The following is a 24477-nucleotide window of genomic DNA, read 5'->3' on the forward strand; positions in this document are numbered from 1 at the left end:
AGGTTGCCGCTTCGGTAACAACATGGCGATCTTCTTATAACCACAACCTAATACTTATAACCTTTTGGCATATGGTTAGCCTATATTCGACTATTCTTCGCATCGGCCCTTTCGTAAACTCGCGTAACTTTTTAGAGGCAAGGAAATTTCATGAAAACTATAATTCCATCACTGCTAGCGCTGACGCTGGCTGCCGCCTTCACAGCACAGGCCGCAACACCAAAAGATACGCTGGTGATTGCCCAATCTACCGACGACGCCGACAGCTTCGACCCGGCCAAAGGGTTTGAACTGACCAGCGTTCAGGCTTTTACGAATATCTATCAGCGTCTGGTACAGTCTGACCCACAGAATCCCGTGGATCTGAAACCGACACTGGCCACCTCGTGGCAGCCCGGCAGCGATAACCGCAGCCTGACCTTTGAACTGCGCAAAGATGCGAAATTCTCCGCCGGTAACCCGCTGCGTCCGGAAGATGTGATCTTCTCGCTGGGCCGCGTGGTGAAACTGAACCTCGATCCCTCTTTCATCCTGACGCAGCTCGGCTGGACCAAAGATAACGTCGATGGCTTCCTGAAGAAAGTTGACGACAATCATGTGCAGATCAGCTGGACCGCCAACGTCAGCCCGACTTACGTACTGAGCCTGCTCTCTGCGCCGGTCTCGTCCATTGTCGATGAAAAAACGGCGATGGCGAATGCGAAGAACGGCGACTTCGGTAACGCCTGGCTGGCAACCCACTCGGCGGGCAGCGGTCCGTATCAGATCCGCAAAGTGGTGATGCATCAGGTGGTGCTGCTCAGCGCCAACCCGACCTCACCGGCGGGCGCGCCAAAAATGAAGAACATCCTGATCAAGAACGTACCGGAACCGGCGGCGCGTCGTCTGCTACTGGAACAGGGTGATGCCGATATCGCCCGTAACCTGGGTGCCGATCAGATTGCTGCGCTTAACGGCAAACCTGGCGTGAAGACAGAAGCGATTCCAATGGCGTCGCTCTACTACATCCAGTTCAACATCGGCGCGAACGAGACGATGAAGAACCCGGCCTTCTGGGAAGCCGCACGCTACCTGTGGGATTACAAAGGTATTGCCAACGAGCTGCTGAAAGGCCAGTTCGACGTGCATCAGAGCTTCCTGCCGAAGGGCTTCCTGGGCGCAATCAACGACACGCCTTACAGCTACGACCCGGAAAAAGCCAAAGCGATTCTGAAGAAAGCGGGCCTGAGCAACGTCACCTTCAAGCTTTCCACCAGCAACCAGCCGCCTTATCTGGATATTGCGCAGGCGCTGCAGGGCAGTTTCGCCAAAGCTGGCGTGAAAGTGGAAGTGGTGCCGGGCCTGAGCTCCGAAGTCTCAACCAACGTGAAAGCGCATAAATATGAAGCGACGCTGAATGCCTGGGGCTCCGACTACTTCGATCCCAACACTAACGCCGCCTCATTTGCTTACAACCCGGAAGATGGCAGTAAAACCATCGCTTACCGTTCAGACTGGCATATTCCTGAGCTGAACAAGCAGGTGATTGCGGCGACGGCGGAAAGCGATCCGAAGAAACGCATCGCGCTGTATGAAGCGATGCAGCGTGAAGTGATGAAGAACTCCCCTTACGTGATTGGCATGCAGGCGAAGAACCTGATCGCCGTGCGCGACAACCTGAAAGGCTATGTGCAGGGCATTAACCCTGACATGGTGTATTACTCGCAGGTCACTAAGTAATGGCACAGTCTGTTTCTTCAGCCGGGTTCGCCCGGCTTTTTTGGCAGCGTGGCGGACGGCTGATCGGTAGCGTGTTGTCGCTGCTGGTCACGCTGCTTGGCCTGCTCGCCTTCACCTTTATGCTGTCGCATCTCTCGCCGATTGACCCGGTGCAGCAGATTGCCGGCGATCACGCCAGTGAAGCGACCTATCAGCAGGTGCGTCACGATCTGGGTCTCGACCAGCCGGTGCTGATGCAGTTCTGGCGCTACATCGAACATCTGGCGCAGGGCGATCTGGGCGTCTCCCGTCTGACCAATCAGTCAGTGAGTGGCGACCTGATGACCACCTTCCCCGCCACCATTGAGCTGGCGACCTGCGCGATGATCTTCGCGGTGGTGTTCGGCGTCACGCTGGCGCTGCTGGCGGCGTGGAAACCGGGCAGCTGGATCGACAACCTCGCCCGCTTTATCTCGCTGCTGGGCTACTCGGTGCCGGTGTTCTGGCTCGGCCTGCTGGGCCTGCTGCTCTTTTATGCGGTGCTGCACTGGTCCGCCGGACCGGGACGGCTGGATGATATCTGGGTTTATACCCTGGAGCCGAAGACCGGCTTTGTGCTGATCGACAGCTGGCTGTCGGGTGAACCGGAGATGTTCCGCAATGCGATTGCGCACCTCTGGCTGCCGGTGGTGATCCTCGGCCTGCTGGCGATGGCGGGCATTACCCGCCTGCTGCGTGCTGCGCTGCTGGAAGAGAGCAGCAAAGAGTATGTGGTGCTGGCGCGTGCCAAAGGCGCGGGTCGGGTTCGCATCCTGCTGCGCCATATCTTCCCTAACGTGCTGGGCACGCTGGTCACGGTCATCGCCCTCTCCTACGCCACCCTGCTGGAAGGTTCGGTGCTGACCGAAACCGTCTTCGCCTGGCCGGGTGTGGGTCGCTACATGACCAATGCGCTGTTCTCCGGCGATGTGCCGGCGATTCTGGGCTCCACCCTGTTGATCGGCAGCTGCTTTATTCTGATTAACGCCCTGGCGGATGTTTTAACCTGGTTAACCGATCCGAGAACCCGATGACGCAACAACTTTCTGAACTCGAAACGCTGCGACCACGCCGTCGCCGTCAACGCGTGACCTCGTTAACCGTTGGGCTGACGCTGGTGGCGATTCTTATCCTGATGGCGCTGCTGGCACCGCTGATTGCGCCATTCGATCCGAATATGCAGACCATGTCGAGCCGCCTGCTGGCACCGTCGGCGCAGCACTGGTTTGGCACCGACGGCTTTGGCCGCGATCTGCTGTCGCGCGTGATTTACGGCGCACGTCCTACGCTGCTGCTGGTGTCGCTGATTCTGGTGCTGACCATTCCGGCCGGGCTGCTGATCGGCATCACCGCCGGTTACGTTGGCGGCTGGACTGAACGCCTGCTGATGCGCATTACCGATATCTTCCTGTCGCTGCCGAACCTGGTGATCGCACTGGCGCTGGTGGCGATTCTCGGCCCTGGCCTGATGAATGGGGCGCTGGCACTGGCGCTGACCAGCTGGCCGCCGTTTGCCCGTCAGGCGCGCGCTGAAACGCTGGCACTGCGCCGCAGCGACTACCTTGCCGCTGCGCGGATGCAGGGGATTACGGGCTTTCGCCTGATGTTTGGTCATATCCTGCCGCTCTGTATGCCGACAGCGGTCGTCCGCGCCGCGCTGAGCCTGGGCGGGATTATCCTGGCCGCGGCCGGACTTGGTTTCCTCGGCATGGGCGTTCAGCCGCCGACGGCAGAATGGGGTTCAATGGTCGCCGAAGGCAGTAAAGTGATCTTCGATCAGTGGTGGGTTGCTGCCGCACCGGGCGCGGCCATTCTGTTTGCCAGCCTGGCCTTTAACCTGACAGGCGATGGCCTGCGCGACCGACTGGATACCCGTCATGCAAAATAATCTGCTTCATGCCGAAGGGCTGACCATTCGCAGCGATGATGCGCTGCTGGTCGATAACATCAGTTTTTCCGTGGGCCGCGAGCGTGTGGCGCTGGTGGGTGAGTCCGGTTCCGGCAAGTCACTCACTGCCCGCAGCCTGATGGGCTTGCTCTCGCCCGCGCTGCATCTGCAGGCCAGCCAGCTGCAGGTGGCCGGTGAGAATGTGCTGACGCTGAGTGAGCGCCACTGGAACCAGCTGCGCGGTAACCGCGTGGCGATGGTGATGCAGGACCCGAAATATGCCCTTAACCCGACGCGTACGATTGGCTGGCAGGTTGAAGAGCCGCTGATCCTGCATCGCCGTCTGAGCCGTGCCGAGCGCAAAGAGAAGGTGTGCGAGATGCTGGATGCGGTCGGCCTGCCCGATCCGCGTCGTCTGATGCAGCACTATCCGCATCAGCTCTCTGGCGGTATGGGCCAGCGTGTGATGCTGGCGATCGCACTGATCACCGATCCGGACTTCCTGATCGCCGATGAACCGACCTCCGCGCTGGATCACGCCATGCGCGATCAGGTGTTGGCGCTGATCCGCGGCCTGGTGGAGGCGCGCAACATGGGTCTGCTCCTGATCAGCCATGATTTGCAGCAGGTCTCGGAACATTGCGAGCGGGTGATGGTGATGTACAAAGGCCGGTTGCTGGATACGCTGCCCGCCGCCGATCTGCCGCGCGCGACCCATCCCTATACCCGCACGCTGTGGGCCTGCCGCCCGGGCAAAGCGACTCACGGACAGGCTTTACCGGTGCTGGATCGCGCCGCGCTGGAGGCGAATTATGATTGAGTTACACAATCTCAGCGTCGCCCACAAACAGGGTTACGAACTGCGCACCGTGGTGCATGAGGTCAACCTGAAGGTTAACGCTGGCGAGTGTTTTGGTCTGGTAGGACCTTCAGGCTGCGGCAAGTCGTCGCTGCTGTGGGTGCTGGCAGGTCTCAATCCACACTGGCAGGGCCAGATGCAGCTTGCCGGTCACGAGGTTCAGCCGGGCAAAGCCTTTACCGGCGCACTGCGTCAGGAAGTGCAGATGGTGTTTCAGGATCCTTATGCCTCACTGCATCCGCGTCACCGCCTGCGCCGCACGCTGGCGGAGCCGCTGAAGCTGCTGAAACGCGACAATATTAACGATCGTATCGATCAGGGCTTCCGTCACGTCGGACTCGATCCTGCGCTGGCAGATCGCTATCCGCATCAGCTCTCCGGCGGTCAGCGTCAGCGCGTCGCTATCGTGCGTGCCCTGCTGCTGCAGCCGAAGATCCTGCTGCTGGATGAGCCGACGTCAGCGCTGGATATGTCAGTGCAGGCCGAGATCCTTAATCTGCTCAACGATCTGAAACGACAGGATGGTCTGACGATGGTGCTGGTCAGCCACGATCCCGACGTTATTGATCACATGTGCGATCGCGCCGTGCGCATGGCGCAGGGTCGCATCATCGAACAGATCTCTGCCTGAACTCAGGCCGGACGGCGTTCTCCTGCCGTCCGGCGCTACTGCTTACTCCCCCCTGTCTTAACACGCCTCTATGCCCGCCGTTAACCTCTCTTCTCCCCTGCCGGAACAGCGCACTGTTCGCTGAAGCCAGCAACCGTATGCGACTGCGCAAATCGCAGCACCAGGCTGATGCGGTATACTCGCCGCAGTTTCTTTAAAAAAGGAGTCAGGTAATGACGGTAAAACTGCGTCCGCTGGAGCGGGAAGATCTGCACTTTGTCCATCAGCTGGATAACAACGCCAGCGTGATGCGCTACTGGTTCGAGGAGCCTTATGAGGCGTTTGTAGAGCTGTCCGATCTCTATAATAAACACATTCACGATCAGACCGAGCGCCGCTTTGTGGTGGAGCACAGCGGGCAGAAAGCGGGATTAGTGGAACTGGTCGAGATTAACCATGTGCACCGGCGCGCTGAGTTTCAGATCATTATCGATCCGGCCCATCAGGGCAAAGGGCTGGCCACGCAGGCGGCAAAGCTGGCGATGGATTACGGCTTTTCGGTGCTGAATCTTTATAAGCTCTACCTGATTGTCGATCAGGAAAACGAAAAAGCGATCCACATCTACACCAAGCTCGGCTTCGAGATCGAAGGCGTGCTTAAGCATGAGTTTTTCATTAACGGGGAGTACCGCAACACCATCCGCATGTGCATTTTCCAGCATCAGTATCTGGAACGCCATAAAACGCCAGGCGGAATGGTGAAGCCAACCGCGCAGTAATCAGCCGCGCGCGCCAACCGGGTTCATAAAGGGACGCGGATGTTCCGGCTTGAGGTCGTACATGCCGCCATAGAAAGGATCGACCAGCAGCCAGCCGGGGAATCCACCCAGCGGAATGTTGCCCAGCAGATACCAGAGGTTAGCGCGCGCCTCAATCGGCACCGTGACCGGCACGTAGCCCGGGCTTTCCAGCATCAGCAGGTAGTGCTTTTTGCCGAAGTAGCGACCGGTCGATTTAGGCAGCTCAACGGTCTGCGGCGTGAAACCCTGCGCCACTGCATAGCCACGCTCATCCTGCACGGTAAAGCGCGCGCCCTGCGGCAGAGAGTCGATGCGCACCATCTGGGTTTCAGTGCCGACAATGGTGGCACAGCCGCTAAGCAGCAGCGCGGCGGCCAGAGCCAGAATTCGCTGTTTCATGAAGGGGTCCACAGAGTGATCAATGATCAGAGTGTAGACCGCCCTTTCAGACTCAATCGGGCTATCATCGCCCGATTCAGCCAGCTTATTGCGGTTGACAAGCGCGGGCGATAGCCGCGATGTCGTTGGGAGAGGTACGGCAGCAGCCGCCAATCAGCTTCGCGCCCGCCTGTTGCCACTCGTCCAGCTTGTCATGCAGCGTGCAGCCCGAGGGCGCTGAATGCCAGGTTTTGCTGTCGGCATCATACTGTTCCCCGGAGTTGGGATAGACCACCAGCGGTTTGTCGGTCAGCTTCTGCAACTGCTGCAGCGCGGGCGTCACGCTCTCAAGTGCCACGCAGTTGATCCCAATGGCCACCACCTGTGGTTGCTGATTCAGCCAGCTCACCACCTCTGACAGCGGCGTGCCGTCGCTGATGTGTCCGGCGTCACGCAGGGTAAACGTGAACCAGGCGCGGCTTTCAGGAAATTCAGCCAGCAGCTTCACCAGCGCCTGCGCTTCAGCAAAGGAAGGCAGTGTTTCACAGGCCAGCAGATCGGCACCCGCCGCCAGCAGCGCCTGCACGCGCGGGCGGTGAAACGCCATCATCTCAACTTCCGGCAACGCGTAGTCGCCACGATATTCCGAACCATCCGCCAGGAAGGCACCATACGGCCCCACCGATCCCGCCACCAGCAGCGTTTTCGCATCGGGCCGTACCGCCAGGTAATCGTGACGGGCGCGGCGCGCCAGTTCGACGCTCTGGGCGATCAACGCCAGTGACTGCGCCTCATCGAGACCGCGCGTGGCAAAGCCCTGCGGCGTCGCCTGGTAGCTGGCAGTGATGGCACAGCGCGCCCCGGCAACAAAATAGTCGTAGTGAACCCGGTAGATCAACTCAGGATTTTCCATCAGCACTTTCGCTGACCAGAGCGCATCGGCCAGATGGCAGCCGCGGGCTTCCAGCTCGGTGGCCAGCGCGCCATCCAGAATCAGCGGGGACGACTCCATTAAAGCCTGCGCGACAGGGTTATGCGACATCTTTGGCCTCCTCAGGCTTCGGGGATGATTTGTGGGTCAGATGGTAAGCGGCGTAGCAGAACAGCACAAACGGGATGCCACACCACAGCGCAATGCGCTGGGTCGGATCAAATGCCAGCCCGACACAGGCCAGCAGGCAGAGCAGAAAGCCCAGAATCGGCGTCAGCGGATAGAGCGGCGCACGGTAGCCCAGCTCGGCCAGCGATTTGCCCTGCTGAAGATGACGGCGACGGAAAACAAAATGCGAGGCGCAGATGCTGAGCCAGACCGCGACCACCGCAAAGCCGGAGATGGCCGACAGCGCCACAAATACCGTGTCCGGTGCGACCACGCTGGAGACCAGCGCCAGTAAGCCACCGATCATGCTGACGGTGATGGCCAGCAGAGGCACGCCGCGCTTGTTGACGCTGGCAAAGGCGCGCGGCAGTGTATTTTCATTAGCCAGCGACCAGAGCATGCGCCCGGAGGCATACAGGCCCGAGTTGGCCGCAGAGAGGATAGCGGTCAGGATCACAAAGTTAATGATGTCAGCCGCATAAGGAATGCCGATCTTTTCAAACACCAGCACAAACGGGCTTTTCACAATCCCCGCCTGATCCATCGGGATCAGCGCCGCCAGCACAAATACGGTGCCGATAAAGAAAATAATCAGTCGGGCCACCGTCGTGCGGATCGCCAGCGGCAACACTTTCTCCGGCTGCTGAGTTTCACCGGCAGCAATCCCGATCAGCTCGGTGCCGGAAAAGGCGAAGTTCACCGCTACCATCGTCATCAGGATCGGCAGTACGCCATTGGGCAGCCAGCCGTGCGCGGTGAGATTACTCAGGCCCGGCGCGGGCGTGCCATCTTTCATCGGGATAAAGCCAAACATTGCCGCGCCGCCCAGCACGATAAAGGCGACAATCGTGACGACTTTTATCAGTGAGAACCAGAACTCTCCTTCCGCGAAGAAGCGGGTTGAGATGACGTTGAGCAGATAGATGGCGCAGCAGAAGACCAGGCACCAGATCCACACCGGGATCTGCGGGAACCAGTACTGCATACAGAAACCCGCCGCCGTCAGGCTGGAGCCAAGCGCCACCGTCCAGGTCAGCCAGTAGAGCCAGGCCACGGTGTAGCCGGTTGCCGGGCTGAGATAACGCGCGGCGTAGACGTGGAACGCGCCGGTTTCCGGCATCGCTACGGAGAGTTCGCCCAGGCAGACCATCACCAGCCAGACCACCAGCGCGCCAATCAGATAGGCGAGCAGCGTTCCCGCCGCGCCGGTGGTTGAAATGATATAGCCGGTGTTAAAAAACAGGCCGGTGCCGATCACGCCGCCCAGCGATAACATCACCAGATGGCGCACTTTCATGGTGCGTTTAAATTGTTCCTGCGAGGGAGTTGGCTGTTCGCTCATCACTTTTATCCGTATGGACGTCTAAACATCTATAAGGGACAAATTTATACGCGTCACAGCCGGTAATTGCAACGGCAGGGTAAACAGGGAGGATGGTCAGGAGGTTCAGTGCCCCGTCGCGGCGGGGCCTGATGCGTTAGCCGAAAACACTTTGAATATAGCGTTCCAGCGCCATGCGGGAACTGAATCCGTGCGGGATGCCGTAATGTTCCTGTGAATCACCCGCCAGGTAGAGAGGGAATTGGGTGTAGTGATCGCAGGTCTTCATTTCTGAAGCAGGTTCAGCGAACGGCTGGCTTTTCTCTTTCAGCGTCGGGTGAATCACTAAAGCCATGCGCCCCATGCGCGCTTCGCGATTCACATAAACGTAGTTTTCACCACGGCGATAGCCATAGGCCCGTGGGGTAATTTCATCGACTTCGAAACCCGCTTTTTCCAGTACGCGCGCTACCTCATCTGGTCGTAAATACATGCTCGATCCTCTCCTCTTTCAAAAGCTTCGCAACCTTACATCAGCATGACAGAGTGGGCATTCGGAATTTTCCCTAAAGAACACTCCCGCGTCTCGTTTATCAAAAAGGTCGTCTACACTAGTATTACGTTTTTAAATCAAAGGGAGCTAAAAAATGTTTAATCGCACTGTAAAAAACGATGACATTGATATCAATCAGGATGTGAATGAGCTGGCCGATTCACTGGAAGCGCTGTTGAAATCTTATGGCAGTGACGCCAAAGACGAAGTGGATTCTGCCCGTAGTCAGGCAGAAAAACTGCTGAAGCAGACCCGCTCTAAACTGAACGGTGGCAGCAACCGCGTATCTCAGGTTGCACGTGATGCCGGTGCACAGGTTGATACCTACGTGCATGACAAACCATGGCACGGTGTCGGTGTCGGCGCCGCGTTTGGTATCGTAGTGGGTATACTGCTGGCTTCACGCCGCTAAGTACAAAAAATCCCCTGAGCCCTGCCCCGTGCGGGGCTTTTTTTTGCCTTTTTTCCGGCCTGCGACATTTACAAAAGAATTTTCCAGGCGGCATGGCGCATCCCTGCTGGCTTTGCCTGAGTTGCGCAAATGCAAATCATAAAACCCTATATCTGGTGGGCTTGACCCCTCAAACCACTACATCTAGTATTTACCTCATCAACACGATACCAGATGCTCGCCCGAATAAAGCACGCAACAGGCTGCATCAGCTTTATTTCCGGGCATGAGAACCGCACACAGAGGGAAATACGAATCATGCGCATTATTATTTACACTAAAGATAACTGTGTCCAGTGTACGGCAACCAAAAATGCCATGGATCGTCAGGGGCTCGCCTATCAGCTGATCAATCTCGACAGCCAGCCGGATGCTATCGATAACCTGAAAACACTGGGTTACCGCCAGGTACCGGTCGTGATGGCAGATAACGATCACTGGAGCGGCTTCCGCCCGGACAAGATCGCCACGCTGCGTCAGCTTGCCGCTGTCGGAGGCTAACCGCATGTTCCCGCTGGTCTATTTTTCCAGCCAGTCGGAAAACACCCACCGGTTTGTGACACGCCTCGGCCTGCCCGCCCGGCGCATCCCGCTGGATGCCCGGGAGGCGCTGCATATCGACCAGCCCTATATTCTGGTGGTGCCCAGTTACGGCGGTGGCAGCAGTCGCGGTGCGGTGCCCCGTCAGGTGATTCAGTTTCTTAATGATGAAGCGAACCGGCGCGGTATTCGTGGCGTGATCGCGGCCGGCAACCGTAACTTCGGTGCCGGTTACTGCCTGGCGGGCAGCATCATTGCAAAAAAATGTCAGGTTCCCTGTCTCTACCGCTTCGAGCTGATGGGAACGCCTGACGATATTGCGAAAGTTAAAGCGGGAGTAACCCAATTTTGGCAACAACTGATACCCTCAACGACGTGACGCTCGATTATCACGCCCTTAATGCCATGCTGAACCTCTATGACGCCGATGGCCGTATCCAGTTCGACAAGGATCGCGAAGCGACACGTCAGTTTTATCTGCAGCATGTGCAGCCCAATACGGTTTCCTTCGCCAGCAACGCTGAGCGTTTACGCTATCTGGTGGCGGAGAGTTATTACGAAGCGGATGTGCTGAACCAGTACGACTTTGAATTCCTGCTTGCGCTGCATGAGGTGGCGGAGAACCGGGGATTTGAGTTCAAAACCTTTCTGGGTGCCTGGAAGTACTACACCAGCTATACGCTGAAGACCTTTGATGGCAAACGCTATCTGGAAACCTTCGAGCAGCGCGCCTGTATGGTGGCGCTGACGCTGGCCCAGGGCGATGAAACGCTGGCGCGGGCGCTGCTGGAGGAGATCCTCAGCGGCCGTTTCCAGCCTGCCACACCCACCTTTCTGAACTGCGGCAAACAGCAGCGCGGTGAGCTGGTCTCCTGCTTCCTGCTGCGTATCGAAGACAATATGGAGTCGATTGGTCGCGCCGTGAACTCGGCACTGCAGCTGTCAAAACGGGGCGGCGGCGTCGCCTTTTTACTGTCAAACCTGCGAGAGTCCGGCGCGCCGATCAAGCGCATAGAAAATCAGTCGTCAGGTGTTATCCCGGTAATGAAAATGCTGGAAGATGCCTTCTCTTATGCGAATCAGCTTGGCGCACGTCAGGGCGCTGGCGCGGTGTGGCTCAATGCGCACCATCCCGATATCTTCCGCTTTCTGGATACCAAGCGCGAAAACGCCGACGAGAAGATTCGCATTAAAACGTTGTCGCTGGGCGTGGTAATCCCCGATATCACTTTCCAGCTGGCGAAAGAGAATAAACCGATGGCGCTGTTCTCACCCTACGACGTGGAGCGGATCTACGGTCAGGCCTTTGGTGATATCAGTATCAGTGAGAAGTATGACGAGATGCTGGCGGACGATCGCATCCGCAAAACCTATATTCAGCCGCGTGATTTTTTCCAGACGCTGGCCGAAATTCAGTTTGAGTCGGGCTATCCCTACATCATGTATGAGGACAGTGTGAACCGCAGCAACCCGATTGCCGGTCGCATCAATATGAGCAACCTCTGCTCTGAGATCCTGCAGGTAAACAGCGCCAGCGAGTACAACGACGATCTCAGCTATCGCCGCGTCGGCAAAGATATTTCCTGTAATCTCGGCTCACTGAATATTGCACACGCCATGGATTCGCGCGATCTGGCGCGCACCGTGGATGTGGCCGTTCGCGCCCTGACGTCGGTATCGATGATGAGCGAGATCGGCTCGGTGCCTTCCATCGCCGAAGGCAATCGCCGCTCGCACGCCATTGGCCTGGGTCAGATGAACCTGCACGGCTATCTGGCGCGTGAAGGCATCGCCTACGGTTCGCCGGAAGCGCTGGATTTCACCAATCTCTACTTCTATTGCATCACCTACTATGCGCTGCGTACCTCTAATCAGCTGGCGCAGGAGCATCAGCAGACTTTCGACGGCTTTGCGGATTCGGACTACGCCAGCGGCGTTTATTTCGATAAGTATCTGCAGCGCGCGTGGCTGCCGCGTACTGAACGGGTAGCTAAACTGTTTGCCGATGCCGGACTGACGCTGCCCACGCAGGCAGACTGGCAGGCGCTGCGTGATGCGGTGATGCAGCACGGGTTGTTTAATCAGAACCTGCAGGCGATCCCGCCGACCGGTTCGATCTCCTACATCAACCACGCCACCTCCAGCATCCATCCGATTGTCTCCCCTATCGAGATCCGCAAAGAGGGCAAAACCGGCCGCGTCTACTATCCCGCGCCATTTATGACCAATGAGAATCTTCACCTCTATCAGGATGCGTATCAGATTGGGCCGGAAGCGATTATTGATACCTATGCAGAAGCAACGCAGCACGTCGATCAGGGCCTGTCGCTGACGCTGTTCTTCCGCGATGACGTCACCACCCGTGACATCAACAAAGCGCAGATTTATGCGTGGAAAAAAGGCATCAAAACGCTCTATTACATTCGACTGCGTCAGATGGCGCTTCAGGGCACGGAGGTTCAGGGCTGCGTCTCATGCTCCCTGTAATGAAAACGATGAAACTTAAACAGATTCAGGCCATTAACTGGAACCGCATTCAGGATGATAAAGATCTTGAGGTGTGGAATCGTCTCACCAGCAATTTCTGGCTGCCGGAAAAGGTGCCACTCTCCAACGATCTGCCCGGCTGGCAGACGCTGGATAAACAGCAGCAGCAGCTGACTATCCGGGTCTTTACCGGCCTGACGCTGCTCGACACCATTCAGAACGTGATCGGCGCGCCGGGACTGATGGAGGATGCGATTACCCCACACGAAGAGGCTGTGCTGTCGAATATCAGCTTTATGGAAGCGGTACATGCCCGCTCCTACAGTTCGATCTTCTCAACCCTGTGCAACACGCAGGATGTGGATGCCGCCTACCAGTGGAGCGAAGAGAATGGGCCGCTGCAGAACAAAGCGCGCATTATCCTGGAGCACTACCGGGCAGATGATCCGCTGAAGAAGAAGATCGCCAGCGTCTTCCTGGAGTCGTTCCTGTTCTATTCCGGCTTCTGGCTGCCGATGTACTGGTCAAGCCGGGGCAAGCTGACCAACACTGCAGACCTGATTCGCCTGATTATCCGCGATGAAGCGGTGCACGGTTACTACATCGGCTACAAATATCAGCAGGCGCTGGCCAGCGCTGACGATCTGCGTCGCGAAGAGCTGCAGCAGTTTGCCTATGATCTGCTGCTGGCGCTGTATGAGAATGAAGTAGCCTATACCGAAGCGCTCTATGGTGATGTCGGCTGGATGGAAGAGGTAAAAACTTTCCTGCACTACAATGCCAACAAAGCATTAATGAATCTGGGCTATGAGGCGCTGTTCCCGGCGGAGCTGACGGACGTGAATCCGGCCATTCTGTCGGCGCTCTCACCCAACGCTGACGAGAACCACGACTTCTTCTCCGGCTCAGGCTCCTCTTATGTGATGGGGAAAGCGGTCGAAACTGAAGACGAAGACTGGAATTTCTGATAGTCGGGCAGGTCGTCCTGATCTGAAAGCGTTTCTTCATTCAGACGGCACCAAAACTCAAAGCAGATGGGAGCATACGCCTGTAGCAAAGCATAGCGGGCCATGGATGGCATCTTTTGCGTCTTTGCGAAAGGCGTATGCTTCCTGAGCCTGTTCGCATAACGTCACCCGTAAATCCTCTACCGCGGTTTAAACCTCTTGTTATGACTGGTATGGCCTGTTAATAAACATGCGTGTGAAATAGTTTTTTGAGTTATTATTAACCTCAAATGATTATTAGCGACCGATGCTGTTTATGAATGCGACTCGCCAGGGTCTGACGCCTGCTTTAGTAATGCTGATGTCGGTAGCAACCGGCCTCTGCGTAGCCAGTAATTACTACGTTCAGCCATTGCTCAATACCATCGCCCAGCAGTTTGATCTCTCTGTGAGCCTTGCCGGGTTTATTGTCACCACGGCGCAACTCGGCTACGCCTGCGGTCTGCTGTTGCTGGTGCCACTGGGCGATCGCTTTGAACGACGCAGCCTGATTGTGACGATGATCCTGCTGGCTGCGGCGGGCATGGTGATTATCGCCCTGTCGCACACGTTCCTCTTTTTACTGCTGGGCACGGTCATGACCGGCCTGTTTTCGGTCGCCGCACAAATTCTGGTGCCGCTGGCCGCCACGCTGGCTGAGCCGGAGCGACGCGGTAAAATTGTCGGAACGGTAATGAGCGGTCTGCTGCTGGGAATTCTGCTGGCGCGTACCGTGGCAGGCGGCCTGGCACAGCTTGGCGGCTGGCGCACCGTCTACTGGACCGCCAGCCTGCTGATGATGATTATGGCGCTGGCGCTGTGGCGATCGCTGCCACGCGTGAAACAGTCCGTGCCCATGAGCTATCCGCAACTGCTGGCGTCCATCTTTCGTCTGTATGCAGGCAATCGGGTGATCCGCACACGCGCCTGGACCGGCTGTCTCTCCTTTGCCAATTTCAGCCTGCTCTGGACCTCAATGGCGTTTCTGCTCTCCGGCGCGCCCTATCACTTCTCAGAAGGCAAAATTGGCTTGCTGGGTCTGGTCGGTGCCGCGGGTGCGCTGGCCGCACGCCAGGCGGGCTCCCTGGCGGATAAAGGCAAAGCGAAGCTGACGACCCGACTGGGCCTGCTGCTGATGCTGCTGTCGTGGGCCGCCATTGCGTGGGGTGCGGAGCAGCTTGTGCCGCTGATCGTCGGCATCCTGCTGCTGGATCTGGCAGTACAGGCTGTTCATATCACCAATCAGAGCGTGATTTATGCGCAGATGCCGGAGGCGCGTAATCGTCTGAATGCCGGTTACATGACCAGCTACTTTATCGGTGGTGCGGCGGGCTCGCTGCTCTCCGCTACCGCTTACCATCTTGCGGGCTGGTATGGTGTCTGTATCGCTGGTGCGTTACTGACTTTAGTGAATCTGCTGATCTGGGCGGGCGGATCGCGCTTTGAGCCGGAAAAAATTAACTGAAGGCTGTCCGGACAGTGCATTGGTCTGGTCACAAATGGTTAGGTTTGTTATGGTTAGTAACAAACCTATTCACTTCAGTTATTTTTCCTCGCGATATTATTAAATTTGCCCCCTTTTTGATAACGTCCCGGCACTGCGGCTGACGCCGGGCGTACGGGTTTTTGACCCAAGGCCAGGGAATGGCCTGGAATACCTTTGATGGTGCAGCGTGCGAGTCTGTCAGCGACCACCTGCCAAAAAGTGACTACGCTTAGCCTGTCACCATAGTTATTATACAAGTTGCAATTAGTGAGGTTTTTTTTAATGGAAAGTTCGTTTACTCCCATTGAGCAGATGCTAAACATCCGTGCCAATCGCCATAAGGATTTTCCGTTGCAGGAAATTATTCTGACGCGTCTCTGTATGCATATGCAGGGTAAACTGCTGGACAACCGCAATAAGATGCTGAAAGCACAGGGTATTAATGAGACCCTGTTTATGGCGTTGATTACACTGGATGCGCAGGAAAATCACAGCATTCAGCCTTCTGAACTCAGCTCTGCCCTTGGCTCTTCACGCACCAATGCCACGCGCATTGCTGATGAGCTGGAAAAGCGCGGCTGGATTGAGCGTCGCGAAAGCGATCACGATCGTCGTTGTCTGCACCTGCATCTGACCGATAAAGGGATGGAGTTCCTGCGTCAGTTGCTGCCACCTCAGCATCAGAGCCTGCAGTACCTCTGGTCGTCGCTGTCAGTCGATGAGAAGTCTCAGCTCGAAGGCATCACCCGTAAGTTGCTTAATCGTCTTGATAAAATGGATGAAGATCAGCTGATCGCCTCGCTGTCCCGCTAATAGCAATAAGTGCGACACAATCACCTGTCGAAATCGTTATTTTAATTTCCTTTTTTATCTGGCCAGCGCTCAGTCGCTGGCTTTTTCGACTCGGGCGCTGGCAGAAAAGGATTTCTGCCGCCCGACTAAATGGAAAACGTGGAGAAAGTCATGAGTGCAACGGCAGAAGCACAAAGCCCGCAACCGTCAGCCAGCAAAAAGAAGAAGCGCAAAAGCGTGCTCATTGTGCTGGCGCTGATCTTTGTGCTGATTGGTATTGCCTGGGGCGTTTACTGGTTCCTGGTCCTGCGCCATTTTCAGGAAACCGATGACGCCTACGTTGCAGGTAATCAGGTGCAGGTGATGGCCCAGGTCTCCGGTAGCGTGAATAAAGTCTGGTTTGAAGATACCGATTTCGTCAAAAAAGGCGATGTGCTGGTGTCACTCGATAAGACCGATGCCGAGCAGGCGTTTGAAAAAGCGCAGACGGCACTGGCCACCAGCGTGCGTCAGACGCATCAGCTGATGATTAATGGCAAACAGTATCAGGCCAGCATTACGCTGCAGCAGACCGCGCTGGCGCAGGCAGAAGCCGACCTGAAACGTCGTGAGCCATTAGGTGCGGCTAACCTGATTGGCCGTGAAGAGTTGCAGCACGCCCGTGACGCCGTGGCAACGGCCAAAGCGCAGCTGGACGTAGCCATTCAGCAATACAATGCGAATCAGGCGATGATCCTCAACACCTCGCTGGAGAATCAGCCTGCCGTGCAACAGAGCGCGGCTGAGCTGCGTGACGCCTGGCTGGCGCTGCAGCGCACCGAAATTCGCAGCCCGATGGATGGCTTTGTCTCCCGTCGCAGCGTACAGGTCGGTTCGCAAATCTCTACCAGCACCCCGCTGCTGGCTGTCGTACCTGCCACCAATCTGTGGGTCGATGCGAATTTCAAAGAGACGCAGCTGGCAGGCGTTCGTATCGGTCAGCCTGCCACCGTGGTCGCCGACATCTACGGTGACGAAGTGGTTTATCAGGGCAAAGTCGTGGGGCTGGATATGGGCACCGGCAGCGCCTTTTCTCTGCTGCCCGCACAGAACGCCACCGGTAACTGGATTAAAGTAGTTCAGCGTCTGCCGGTTCGTATCGAACTGAATCAGGACGATATCGCCAGACATCCGCTGCGCATCGGCCTCTCCACGCTGGTTAAAATCGATACCACCAGCAAAGAGGGTAGCGCGCTCGCCACCAGCGCCCGTCAGCAGGCCGCTTACAGCAGCAACGCGCTGGCGATTGACCTTGCACCGGTCAATCAGCTGATCACCGATATCGTCCGCGCTAACGCCGGATGAGAACGCGGAGTCTGTAATGGCACAAAAACCGCTTGAAGGGATGCCGCTGGTCCTGATGACCATTGCGCTGTCGCTGGCGACGTTCATGCAGGTTCTGGACTCGACCATCGCCAACGTGGCTATCCCTACCATTGCCGGGAACCTGGGGGCGTCGAACTCTCAGGGCACCTGGGTGATCACTTCGTTTGGCGTCGCCAATGCGATTTCGATCCCCCTGACCGGCTGGCTGGCAAAACGCATCGGTGAAGTGAAGCTCTTCACCTGGTCGACCATTCTGTTTGCTATCGCCTCATGGGCATGTGGCATGTCAGATAGTCTGGAGATGCTGATCTTTTTCCGCGTCATTCAGGGGATCGTCGCGGGTCCGTTGATTCCGCTGTCGCAAAGTCTTCTGCTCAACAACTATCCTCCGGCCAAGCGGAGTGTTGCGCTGTCGCTGTGGGCGATGACGGTGATTGTTGCGCCGATCTGTGGCCCGATACTGGGTGGCTGGATTAGCGATAACTACCACTGGGGCTGGATCTTCTTTATCAACGTGCCCATTGGTGTGGCAGTAGTCATACTGACGCTGCAGACCCTGCGTGGCCGGGAAACCAAAACAGAAATCCGGCCGATCGATATGGTCGGTCTGGTGCTGCTGGTGGTGGGGATCGGCTGTCTGCAGGTGATGCTGGACCGCGGAAAGGAGCTTGACTGGTTTAACTCGTCCGAGATTATCGTGCTCGGGGTCGTGGCGGTTATTGCGCTGTCAGTGCTGCTGGTGTGGGAGCTGACGGACGATCACCCTATCATCGACCTGTCGCTGTTTAAATCGCGCAACTTCACCATTGGCTGCCTGTCGATCAGTCTGGCTTATATGCTTTACTTCGGCTCGATAGTCCTGTTGCCGCAACTGCTGCAGGAGGTCTACGGCTACACCGCAACCTGGGCGGGTCTGGCATCTGCGCCGGTGGGGATTTTGCCGGTAATCCTGTCGCCGATTATTGGTCGCTTTGCGCATAAGCTCGACATGCGACGGCTGGTCACGTTCAGCTTCATTATGTATGCCGTCTGCTTCTACTGGCGCGCGTATACGTTTGAACCGGGCATGGACTTTGGTGCCTCAGCCTGGCCGCAGTTTATCCAGGGCTTTGCCGTAGCCTGCTTCTTTATGCCGCTGACCACCATTACGCTGTCGGGACTGCCGCCGGAGCGCATGGCCGCCGCCTCCAGCCTGTCGAACTTTATGCGAACCTTTGCCGGTTCAGTGGGAACGTCGATTACCACCACCATGTGGACGAATCGCGAGTCGATGCATCATAGCTATCTGACGGAGTCGATTACCCCGTATAACGTCAATTCACAGCAGATGTATAGCCAGCTGGAGAGCATGGGGATGACGCAGCAGCAGGCGTCAGCTTATATCGCGCAGCAGATTACCAATCAGGGACTGATTATTTCAGCGAATGAGATCTTCTGGGCATCGGCGGGAGTATTTTTGATCCTGCTGGTGCTGATCTGGTTTGCCCGTCCGCCGTTTGGGGCAGGCGGTGGTGGTGGTGGCGCGCACTGATGTCACACAGCAAAACGGGCCTTTCGGCCCGTTTTTCATTTCTGACATGTTCACAGAGGGATGGCGTTTTTTGCGTCTTTCCGAGCTGACCCTGTTCCCTGCGCAGGCTCAATCTTAACGCTGACCCGTACCTGCCAAAAAAAACGGGCCTTTCGGCCCGTTTTTTTATGCGTTCTGACGCCACCATTCGGCGAGCAGTACGCCGGTTGCGACAGAGACGTTGAGGCTTTCCACGTTACCGGTGCCGCCAATCGACAGGCTCATATCACCCTGTTTGAACGCGGTGTCAGAAAGACCTTCACGCTCCTGACCTAACACCAGCACCATTTTCTCCGGCAGCTGAGCCTGCGCCAGCGGCGTGCCCTGATGGCTGGAGGTGGTCACGATGGTGTAACCTGATTTACGGAACGCTTCCAGACCTTCGCTGAAGGTTGCGCCGCTGATCGCCTGCACATGCTCAGCGCCGCCTTCTGCGGTACGCACGGCTGCACCTGACTCCAGCAGTGAAGCGTCATTCACCAGCAAACCTTTTACGCCAAAGTGCGCGCAGCTGCGCATAATTGCGCCGAGGTTATGCGGGTTGCTGACATCTTCCAGTGCCAGTACGCAATCTTTCGTATTTGCCTGGCTCAGCCATTCAGACACCGCCATGCCCATACGCTTTTTGATAAGGAAGCAGACGCCGCCATGATGCTCTGTACCTGATGCTTTAGTGATCTCAGCATCTTCTACCACGTGATAGGCTTTGCGGTTAGCCGCCAGCCAGCGCAGCGCTTCGCGGAAACGCGGTGTAACTTCCTGCACGAACCAGGCGCGAACAATCGCTTCCGGACGGCTCTGGAACAGCGCCTGACAGGCGTTCTCGCCATAGACGCGGGTCTCTTCATTACGCTGACGGCGGATCTGCTCAGGATCGACGAAGCTCTTGCCGCTGATGCCGCCGTGATCCGGCTTATCGCTCTCAGGGGATGACGCACGATCGGCGGATGGTGCGCGTGACACGGTGCGCCACGGGGAGTCGCTGCTGCCATAGGCGCCGCGGCTGTCATCACCACGATCGTTGCGGCGACCTGCGCCATCGTCTGAACGGCGTGGTGCACCACGTCCGCCTTCATCACGACGCGGTGAACTGCTGCGACCGGTGTCGTCACTACGACGACCAGCGGAGCGACCGCCTTCCTGAGTGCGTTCAGTGCGGGGGCCAGATGAACGACGATTATCATCCTGGCGGGCAGCAGAGTGACCACCTTTGCCTGTACGAGGATTCGACGCGCGCGCGCTTTTATCGTCCTCGCCACGCACGTACATCACCTTAACTTTGCCGCTCTTGCCTTTATATTCGTCGTTCATGTCTTCCTCCTGCATTTAGAGCGCGCAGATTACCTGATGTGCTGGCGCTTAGCTATCAACTATTGAACCTATAGAGCAATCCAGATTGAGCGAAAAACCGCCCCCTTTCATAATGGACAACTATTACCAGACTGACACTTTTCAACATCAGAGGTTCCTATGAATACGGTATGCGCTTCATGTCAGGCAACCAATCGCGTTCCTGACGAACGCCTTGCCGACGTGGCGAAATGTGGTCGCTGCGGAAATGAGCTGTTCGATGGCGAAGTGGTGAATGCCACCAGCGCCAACTTTGACAAATATCTGCAGGATGATCTGCCGGTAGTGATCGATTTCTGGGCGCCCTGGTGCGGCCCCTGCGTCAATTTTGCGCCGGTGTTTAAAGATGTCGCCAGTGAACGCAGCGGCAAGGTCCGCTTTATTAAAGTGAATACCGAAGCGGAGCCCGCCCTGAGCGCCCGTTTCAACATTCGCAGCATCCCGACCATTATGCTGTTTAAAAATGGCGAGCGGGTCGACATGCTGAACGGTGCTATGCCCAAAGCGCCGTTTAACGAATGGCTTGACGAATCACTCTAAACTTCAAAGGCCAGCCAGTCTGGCCTTTTCCTTTTCATCTGCGCTTCGATTACACTGACGTTTTTCCTGCCCTGAATACTCATGTCTGATAATGCCGTTTTGCGCTTGCGCACCCAACGCCTGGCCCGTGCCACCCGTCCTTTCCTCGCGCGCGGAAATCGGGTCATTCGCTGCCAGGGCTGCCTGCTGCCAGAGGCCAACTGCCTCTGCAGTCAGATCGTGCCGCAGTCTGCCCGCAGTCGCTTCTGCCTGGTGATGTTTGATACCGAGCCAATGAAGCCAAGTAACACCGGTCGTCTGATTGCCGATATTCTGCCGGATACCCAGGCATTTGGCTGGTCACGCACCGAACCGGATCCGCTACTGCTGGCGGCCGTGCGTAATCCCGATTATCAGCCGCTGGTCGTCTTTCCGGCTTCCTATGCCGATCCCGGTCGCGAGGTGCTGACAACGCCGCCCATCAGCGGCAAGCCGCCGCTGTTTATTATGCTGGATGGCACCTGGACCGAAGCGCGCAAGATGTTTCGCAAAAGTCCCTGGCTTGATGCCCTGCCGGTGATGTCGCTGGATGTCAGCACACCTTCGCGCTATACGCTGCGTGAGGCCCACGGTGAAGGTCAGCACTGTACCGCTGAAGTGGCAGCGGCACTGCTGGCACAGGCGGGCGATCGGCGGGCGGCAGAGGCGCTATCTCACCATTTCGATCGGTTCCGCACGGCTTACCTGGCAGGAAAACCGCATCACGCCGGACAGGCTTAACCGCATCCCTCTCCGGCTGGCAGGTGTGAGCCTGCCCAGACAGTTTCCATGCTCCGGATGTTCAGCCTGCGATCTGCCCGGAAGCACGGCCAGCAAAAAGCGTTTACAATCACGCAAATCCCGATCTCTGGAGGGCGAGATGAGCCAACGCGGACTGGAAGCGCTGTTACGACCTAAATCAATTGCGGTGATTGGTGCCTCGGTCACGCCCGGGCGTGCCGGCTACTTTATGATGCGTAACCTGCTGGCAGGCGGTTTTAGCGGACCGGTGCTGCCGGTGACGCCCAAATATAAAGCGGTCAGCGGCGTGCTGGCCTGGCCCACTATCGACAGCTTACCTTTCGCGCCTGACCTGGCGGTGATCTGCACCCACTCAAAACGTAACCTCGAATTGCTGCAACAGCTCGGCGAGAAAGGCTGCAAGGCCTGTATTATTCTCTCTGCGCCTGCCAGCCAGTCAGCGGAACTTAAAGCCTGCGCCAGCCAGTGGCAGATACGTCTGCTGGGACCGAACAGTCTTGGTCTGCTGGCCCCCTGGCAGGGACTCAATGCCAGCTTCTCGCCGGTACCCATAGAGAAAGGCCGTATCGCGTTTATCTCCCAGTCCGCCGCCGTGTCGAATACCATTCTCGACTGGGCGCAGCAGCGTAACCTCGGTTTTTCGTGGTTTATCGCGCTGGGTGACAGCCTGGACACCGATGTTGATGACCTGCTCGACTTCCTGGCTCGCGACGGTAAAACCAGCGCCATCCTCCTTTATCTGGAGCACCTCAGTGACGCACGTCGCTTTGTTTCCGCCTCACGCAGCGCCTCCCGTAATAAACCGATTCTGGTGATCAAGAGTGGTCGCAGCCGTGAAGCGCAGGCGCTGCTTGGCACCCACAGTGGTCTGGACGCTGCCTGGGATGCGGCCATTCAGCGCGCCGGATTGCTGCGGGTACAGGATACCCATGAGCTGTTTTCCGCCGTTGAATCGCTGAGTCATATGCGGCCACTGCGCGGCGACAGGCTGATGATCATCAGTAATGGTGCGGCGCCCGCCGCGCTGGCGCTGGATGAGCTTTATGCCCGCAACGGGAAACTGGCGCAGCTCAGCGATGAAACGCGTCAGCAGCTTGAGGCTATTTTGCCTGCTGGTGCGGGTCGCGGTAATCCGCTGGATTTAAAAGATGACGCCACCGCTGAGCGCTACGCTGCCTGTGTGGAGATCCTCCTCGACAGCCATGAACTTGATGCCTTAATGATCATTCATGCGCCAAGCGCGGTCGCGCCCGCGACTGAAACAGCCGCTCATCTGATCGATACCGTGGCCCGCCACCCGCGCGGCAAGCTGGTGACGCTGCTGACCAACTGGAGCGGCGAGTTCTCTTCACAGGCTGCGCGTCGTGCCTTTACGCAGGCGGGTATACCGACCTGGCGCACGCCGGAAGGCACTGTCACCGCTTTTATGCATCAGGTTGAGTATCGGCGTAATCAGAAGCAGCTGCGCGAAACGCCTGCCCTGCCCGCCACGCTTAACCAGGACAGTGCACATGCTCACCAGCTGCTGTCACAGGCGCTGGCGCGCGGCATTACCTCACTGGACACTCATGAAGTGCAGCCGGTGCTGCAGGCTTATGGGCTGGCCACGCTGCCAACCTGGATCGCCAGCGACAGTGCGGCAGCGGTAACCATTGCCGATCAGATTGGCTATCCGGTGGCGCTGAAGCTGCGTTCACCCGATATCGCCCATAAGTCAGAGGTTCAGGGGGTGATGCTCTACCTGCGCAATGCCAGTGAAGTGGAGCATGCCGCCGAAGCCATTTTTGATCGGGTAAAGCAGACGCTGCCGCAGGCACGTATTGAGGGGCTGCTGGTTCAAAGCATGGCCAGCCGTGCGGGCGCGCAGGAACTGCGGGTCGTGGTCGAACAGGATGCACTGTTTGGCCCAATCATTATGCTGGGCGAAGGCGGTGTTGAATGGCAGGCCGATAAACAGGCTGCCGTTGCCCTCCCCCCGCTGAATATGACGCTGGCACGCTATCTGGTCATTCAGGCGATCAAGAGCGGAAAAATCCGCAGCCGCAGCGCCCTGAATCCGCTGGATATCCCCGGCCTGAGTCAGCTGCTGGTGCAAGTCTCTGATCTGGTCGTGGATTGCCCGGAGATCCAGCGACTGGATATTCATCCGCTGCTGGCGGCGGGCAATGACTTTACCCTGCTGGACGTCACTCTGACGCTGGCCCCGTTCCACGGCGATAACGAAACACGACTGGCCATTCGCCCTTATCCGCAGCATCTGGAAGAGCAGGTAGAGTTAAAAGATGGGCAATTCTGCCTGTTCCGCCCGATTCTGCCAGAGGATGAGCCTTTACTGCGCGATTTTATCAGTCAGGTCACCAAAGAGGATCTCTACTACCGCTACTTCAGTGAGATCAACGAGTTCACGCATGATGACCTCGCCAATATGACTCAGATCGATTATGACCGCGAGATGGCGATTGTGGCGGTCCGTCAGCATCAGGGGCGCCCCGAAATCATTGGCGTCACCCGCGCCATCTCTGACGCTGATAACATTGATGCGGAGTTTTCAGTGCTGGTCCGTTCGGACCTGAAAGGGTTAGGTATGGGCCGTCGTCTGCTGGAAAAGATGATCCGCTATACCCGACATCACGGCTTGCAACAATTAAACGGTATCACCATGCCTCATAACCGCGGCATGATTACCCTGGCCCGAAAACTCAATTTTCATGTTGATATTCAACTGGATGACGGTATTGTCAGCCTGAAATTGTCTTTACAGAATGAGATCAGCTAACCTTGTAGAGAAAGGTAAAAAACGTTCGAATCGACGAAGTTGATGTTATTATTTATGGTTATAACCCTGATTTGATGGCAAAAGGCCATGCAATGAACAGAGAAGAAGT

At 57.1% G+C, this 24477-nt stretch carries 23 protein-coding genes; 18 read left to right on the forward strand and 5 right to left on the reverse strand.

Annotated features, from left to right (window positions below):
• The first annotated feature begins 150 nt into the window (after nt 1-150).
• The 6 genes from AC6I8E_RS14240 (at nt 151) to speG (ending at nt 5873) form a co-directional block, all read left to right on the forward strand.
• A complete protein-coding gene (locus AC6I8E_RS14240) occupies nt 151-1719 on the forward strand; it encodes an ABC transporter substrate-binding protein (RefSeq protein WP_418162787.1) in 1569 nt (522 codons plus the stop codon).
• Complete coding sequence (locus tag AC6I8E_RS14245; RefSeq protein WP_110330788.1) at nt 1719-2771, forward strand: ABC transporter permease; 1053 nt, start codon at nt 1719-1721, stop codon at nt 2769-2771. Before AC6I8E_RS14240 ends, AC6I8E_RS14245 begins: the two co-directional genes overlap by 1 nt.
• Entirely contained in the window at nt 2768-3625 is an 858-nt protein-coding gene (locus tag AC6I8E_RS14250) for an ABC transporter permease (protein WP_033733571.1), read from the forward strand. The genes AC6I8E_RS14245 and AC6I8E_RS14250 overlap by 4 nt, the downstream gene beginning before the upstream one ends.
• Entirely contained in the window at nt 3615-4445 is an 831-nt protein-coding gene (locus AC6I8E_RS14255) for an ABC transporter ATP-binding protein (RefSeq protein ID WP_061063185.1), read from the forward strand. Before AC6I8E_RS14250 ends, AC6I8E_RS14255 begins: the two co-directional genes overlap by 11 nt.
• Nucleotides 4438-5115 carry an ABC transporter ATP-binding protein gene (locus tag AC6I8E_RS14260; protein WP_013358790.1) on the forward strand — a complete coding sequence of 226 codons (678 nt, stop codon included), beginning with the start codon at nt 4438-4440 and terminating at the stop codon, nt 5113-5115. The genes AC6I8E_RS14255 and AC6I8E_RS14260 overlap by 8 nt, the downstream gene beginning before the upstream one ends.
• Before the next feature lie 212 nt (nt 5116-5327).
• Complete coding sequence (speG, locus tag AC6I8E_RS14265) at nt 5328-5873, forward strand: spermidine N1-acetyltransferase (protein ID WP_003850356.1); 546 nt, start codon at nt 5328-5330, stop codon at nt 5871-5873.
• Here speG and AC6I8E_RS14270 read toward each other — a convergent pair whose 3' ends face one another.
• The 4 genes from AC6I8E_RS14270 to AC6I8E_RS14285 form a co-directional block, all read right to left on the reverse strand.
• Nucleotides 5874-6293 carry a hypothetical protein gene (locus AC6I8E_RS14270; protein ID WP_497824151.1) on the reverse strand — a complete coding sequence of 140 codons (420 nt, stop codon included), beginning with the start codon at nt 6291-6293 and terminating at the stop codon, nt 5874-5876. It abuts the gene before it with no gap.
• An 85-nt stretch (nt 6294-6378) separates the two neighbouring features.
• Nucleotides 6379-7314 (reverse strand): homocysteine S-methyltransferase, encoded by a 936-nt coding sequence (mmuM, locus tag AC6I8E_RS14275; RefSeq protein ID WP_497824152.1) that lies wholly within the window; start codon nt 7312-7314, stop codon nt 6379-6381.
• On the reverse strand, nt 7304-8713 hold the full coding sequence (gene mmuP / locus AC6I8E_RS14280; RefSeq protein WP_013358792.1) for an S-methylmethionine permease: 1410 nt from the start codon (nt 8711-8713) through the stop codon (nt 7304-7306). Before mmuP ends, mmuM begins: the two co-directional genes overlap by 11 nt.
• 136 nt (nt 8714-8849) lie before the next feature.
• Entirely contained in the window at nt 8850-9185 is a 336-nt protein-coding gene (locus AC6I8E_RS14285; protein ID WP_003850360.1) for a DUF2002 family protein, read from the reverse strand.
• Between the two features lie 154 nt (nt 9186-9339).
• On the opposite strand from AC6I8E_RS14285, the gene AC6I8E_RS14290 reads away from it, so the two are divergent.
• From AC6I8E_RS14290 to emrB, 9 genes are all read left to right on the forward strand, one after another.
• Nucleotides 9340-9657: a DUF883 family protein gene (locus tag AC6I8E_RS14290; protein WP_033733577.1), complete on the forward strand. Its 318-nt coding sequence runs from the start codon at nt 9340-9342 to the stop codon at nt 9655-9657.
• A 297-nt stretch (nt 9658-9954) separates the two neighbouring features.
• On the forward strand, nt 9955-10197 hold the full coding sequence (gene nrdH, locus AC6I8E_RS14295) for a glutaredoxin-like protein NrdH (protein WP_033783939.1): 243 nt from the start codon (nt 9955-9957) through the stop codon (nt 10195-10197).
• 4 nt (nt 10198-10201) lie between these two features.
• Nucleotides 10202-10615, forward strand: a complete 414-nt coding sequence (gene nrdI / locus AC6I8E_RS14300) for a class Ib ribonucleoside-diphosphate reductase assembly flavoprotein NrdI (RefSeq protein ID WP_497824153.1) — start codon at nt 10202-10204, stop codon at nt 10613-10615.
• Nucleotides 10616-10641: 26 nt separating this feature from the next.
• Nucleotides 10642-12723 carry a class 1b ribonucleoside-diphosphate reductase subunit alpha gene (gene nrdE / locus AC6I8E_RS14305; protein ID WP_497824707.1) on the forward strand — a complete coding sequence of 694 codons (2082 nt, stop codon included), beginning with the start codon at nt 10642-10644 and terminating at the stop codon, nt 12721-12723.
• Between the two features lie 8 nt (nt 12724-12731).
• Nucleotides 12732-13691 (forward strand): class 1b ribonucleoside-diphosphate reductase subunit beta, encoded by a 960-nt coding sequence (nrdF, locus tag AC6I8E_RS14310; protein ID WP_497824154.1) that lies wholly within the window; start codon nt 12732-12734, stop codon nt 13689-13691.
• Between the two features lie 295 nt (nt 13692-13986).
• On the forward strand, nt 13987-15174 hold the full coding sequence (locus AC6I8E_RS14315) for an MFS transporter (protein ID WP_497824155.1): 1188 nt from the start codon (nt 13987-13989) through the stop codon (nt 15172-15174).
• Between the two features lie 303 nt (nt 15175-15477).
• The gene (gene mprA / locus AC6I8E_RS14320) at nt 15478-16008 is read left to right on the forward strand and encodes a transcriptional repressor MprA (protein WP_003850381.1); all 531 of its coding nucleotides are present in this window, start codon (nt 15478-15480) and stop codon (nt 16006-16008) included.
• A 150-nt stretch (nt 16009-16158) separates the two neighbouring features.
• A complete protein-coding gene (emrA, locus tag AC6I8E_RS14325; protein ID WP_013358799.1) occupies nt 16159-17331 on the forward strand; it encodes a multidrug efflux MFS transporter periplasmic adaptor subunit EmrA in 1173 nt (390 codons plus the stop codon).
• A 16-nt stretch (nt 17332-17347) separates the two neighbouring features.
• Nucleotides 17348-18883 carry a multidrug efflux MFS transporter permease subunit EmrB gene (gene emrB, locus AC6I8E_RS14330; protein ID WP_033783940.1) on the forward strand — a complete coding sequence of 512 codons (1536 nt, stop codon included), beginning with the start codon at nt 17348-17350 and terminating at the stop codon, nt 18881-18883.
• A gap of 165 nt (nt 18884-19048) precedes the next feature.
• Here emrB and AC6I8E_RS14335 read toward each other — a convergent pair whose 3' ends face one another.
• Complete coding sequence (locus tag AC6I8E_RS14335; RefSeq protein ID WP_497824156.1) at nt 19049-20233, reverse strand: tRNA/rRNA methyltransferase; 1185 nt, start codon at nt 20231-20233, stop codon at nt 19049-19051.
• 159 nt (nt 20234-20392) lie between these two features.
• Between AC6I8E_RS14335 and trxC the strand changes: the two genes are divergently transcribed.
• The 3 genes from trxC (at nt 20393) to AC6I8E_RS14350 (ending at nt 24368) form a co-directional block, all read left to right on the forward strand.
• On the forward strand, nt 20393-20812 hold the full coding sequence (trxC, locus tag AC6I8E_RS14340; protein ID WP_013358802.1) for a thioredoxin TrxC: 420 nt from the start codon (nt 20393-20395) through the stop codon (nt 20810-20812).
• 81 nt (nt 20813-20893) lie between these two features.
• Nucleotides 20894-21571 (forward strand): tRNA-uridine aminocarboxypropyltransferase, encoded by a 678-nt coding sequence (locus AC6I8E_RS14345; RefSeq protein ID WP_013358803.1) that lies wholly within the window; start codon nt 20894-20896, stop codon nt 21569-21571.
• A 139-nt stretch (nt 21572-21710) separates the two neighbouring features.
• Entirely contained in the window at nt 21711-24368 is a 2658-nt protein-coding gene (locus AC6I8E_RS14350) for a bifunctional acetate--CoA ligase family protein/GNAT family N-acetyltransferase (RefSeq protein ID WP_497824157.1), read from the forward strand.
• Nucleotides 24369-24477: the final 109 nt, after the last annotated feature.

It is taken from the genome of Pantoea sp. X-Soil-YNGN-785, from assembly GCF_059730585.1.

Bases quoted from the DNA above. Each gene is read 5' to 3' on its own strand.
- AC6I8E_RS14285 (WP_003850360.1), bottom strand. From the start codon at position 9,185: ATGTATTTACGACCAGATGAGGTAGCGCGCGTACTGGAAAAAGCGGGT.
- mmuM (WP_497824152.1), bottom strand. From the start codon at position 7,314: ATGTCGCATAACCCTGTCGCGCAGGCTTTAATGGAGTCGTCCCCGCTG.
- speG (WP_003850356.1), top strand. From the start codon at position 5,328: ATGACGGTAAAACTGCGTCCGCTGGAGCGGGAAGATCTGCACTTTGTC.
- AC6I8E_RS14290 (WP_033733577.1), top strand. From the start codon at position 9,340: ATGTTTAATCGCACTGTAAAAAACGATGACATTGATATCAATCAGGAT.
- AC6I8E_RS14350 (WP_497824157.1), top strand. From the start codon at position 21,711: ATGAGCCAACGCGGACTGGAAGCGCTGTTACGACCTAAATCAATTGCG.
- AC6I8E_RS14260 (WP_013358790.1), top strand. From the start codon at position 4,438: ATGATTGAGTTACACAATCTCAGCGTCGCCCACAAACAGGGTTACGAA.
- AC6I8E_RS14250 (WP_033733571.1), top strand. From the start codon at position 2,768: ATGACGCAACAACTTTCTGAACTCGAAACGCTGCGACCACGCCGTCGC.
- nrdE (WP_497824707.1), top strand. From the start codon at position 10,642: ATGCTGAACCTCTATGACGCCGATGGCCGTATCCAGTTCGACAAGGAT.
- mmuP (WP_013358792.1), bottom strand. From the start codon at position 8,713: ATGAGCGAACAGCCAACTCCCTCGCAGGAACAATTTAAACGCACCATG.
- AC6I8E_RS14240 (WP_418162787.1), top strand. From the start codon at position 151: ATGAAAACTATAATTCCATCACTGCTAGCGCTGACGCTGGCTGCCGCC.
- emrB (WP_033783940.1), top strand. From the start codon at position 17,348: ATGGCACAAAAACCGCTTGAAGGGATGCCGCTGGTCCTGATGACCATT.
- AC6I8E_RS14270 (WP_497824151.1), bottom strand. From the start codon at position 6,293: ATGAAACAGCGAATTCTGGCTCTGGCCGCCGCGCTGCTGCTTAGCGGC.
- AC6I8E_RS14255 (WP_061063185.1), top strand. From the start codon at position 3,615: ATGCAAAATAATCTGCTTCATGCCGAAGGGCTGACCATTCGCAGCGAT.
- nrdI (WP_497824153.1), top strand. From the start codon at position 10,202: ATGTTCCCGCTGGTCTATTTTTCCAGCCAGTCGGAAAACACCCACCGG.
- AC6I8E_RS14315 (WP_497824155.1), top strand. From the start codon at position 13,987: ATGAATGCGACTCGCCAGGGTCTGACGCCTGCTTTAGTAATGCTGATG.
- emrA (WP_013358799.1), top strand. From the start codon at position 16,159: ATGAGTGCAACGGCAGAAGCACAAAGCCCGCAACCGTCAGCCAGCAAA.
- trxC (WP_013358802.1), top strand. From the start codon at position 20,393: ATGAATACGGTATGCGCTTCATGTCAGGCAACCAATCGCGTTCCTGAC.
- mprA (WP_003850381.1), top strand. From the start codon at position 15,478: ATGGAAAGTTCGTTTACTCCCATTGAGCAGATGCTAAACATCCGTGCC.
- AC6I8E_RS14345 (WP_013358803.1), top strand. From the start codon at position 20,894: ATGTCTGATAATGCCGTTTTGCGCTTGCGCACCCAACGCCTGGCCCGT.
- nrdF (WP_497824154.1), top strand. From the start codon at position 12,732: ATGAAACTTAAACAGATTCAGGCCATTAACTGGAACCGCATTCAGGAT.
- AC6I8E_RS14335 (WP_497824156.1), bottom strand. From the start codon at position 20,233: ATGAACGACGAATATAAAGGCAAGAGCGGCAAAGTTAAGGTGATGTAC.
- nrdH (WP_033783939.1), top strand. From the start codon at position 9,955: ATGCGCATTATTATTTACACTAAAGATAACTGTGTCCAGTGTACGGCA.
- AC6I8E_RS14245 (WP_110330788.1), top strand. From the start codon at position 1,719: ATGGCACAGTCTGTTTCTTCAGCCGGGTTCGCCCGGCTTTTTTGGCAG.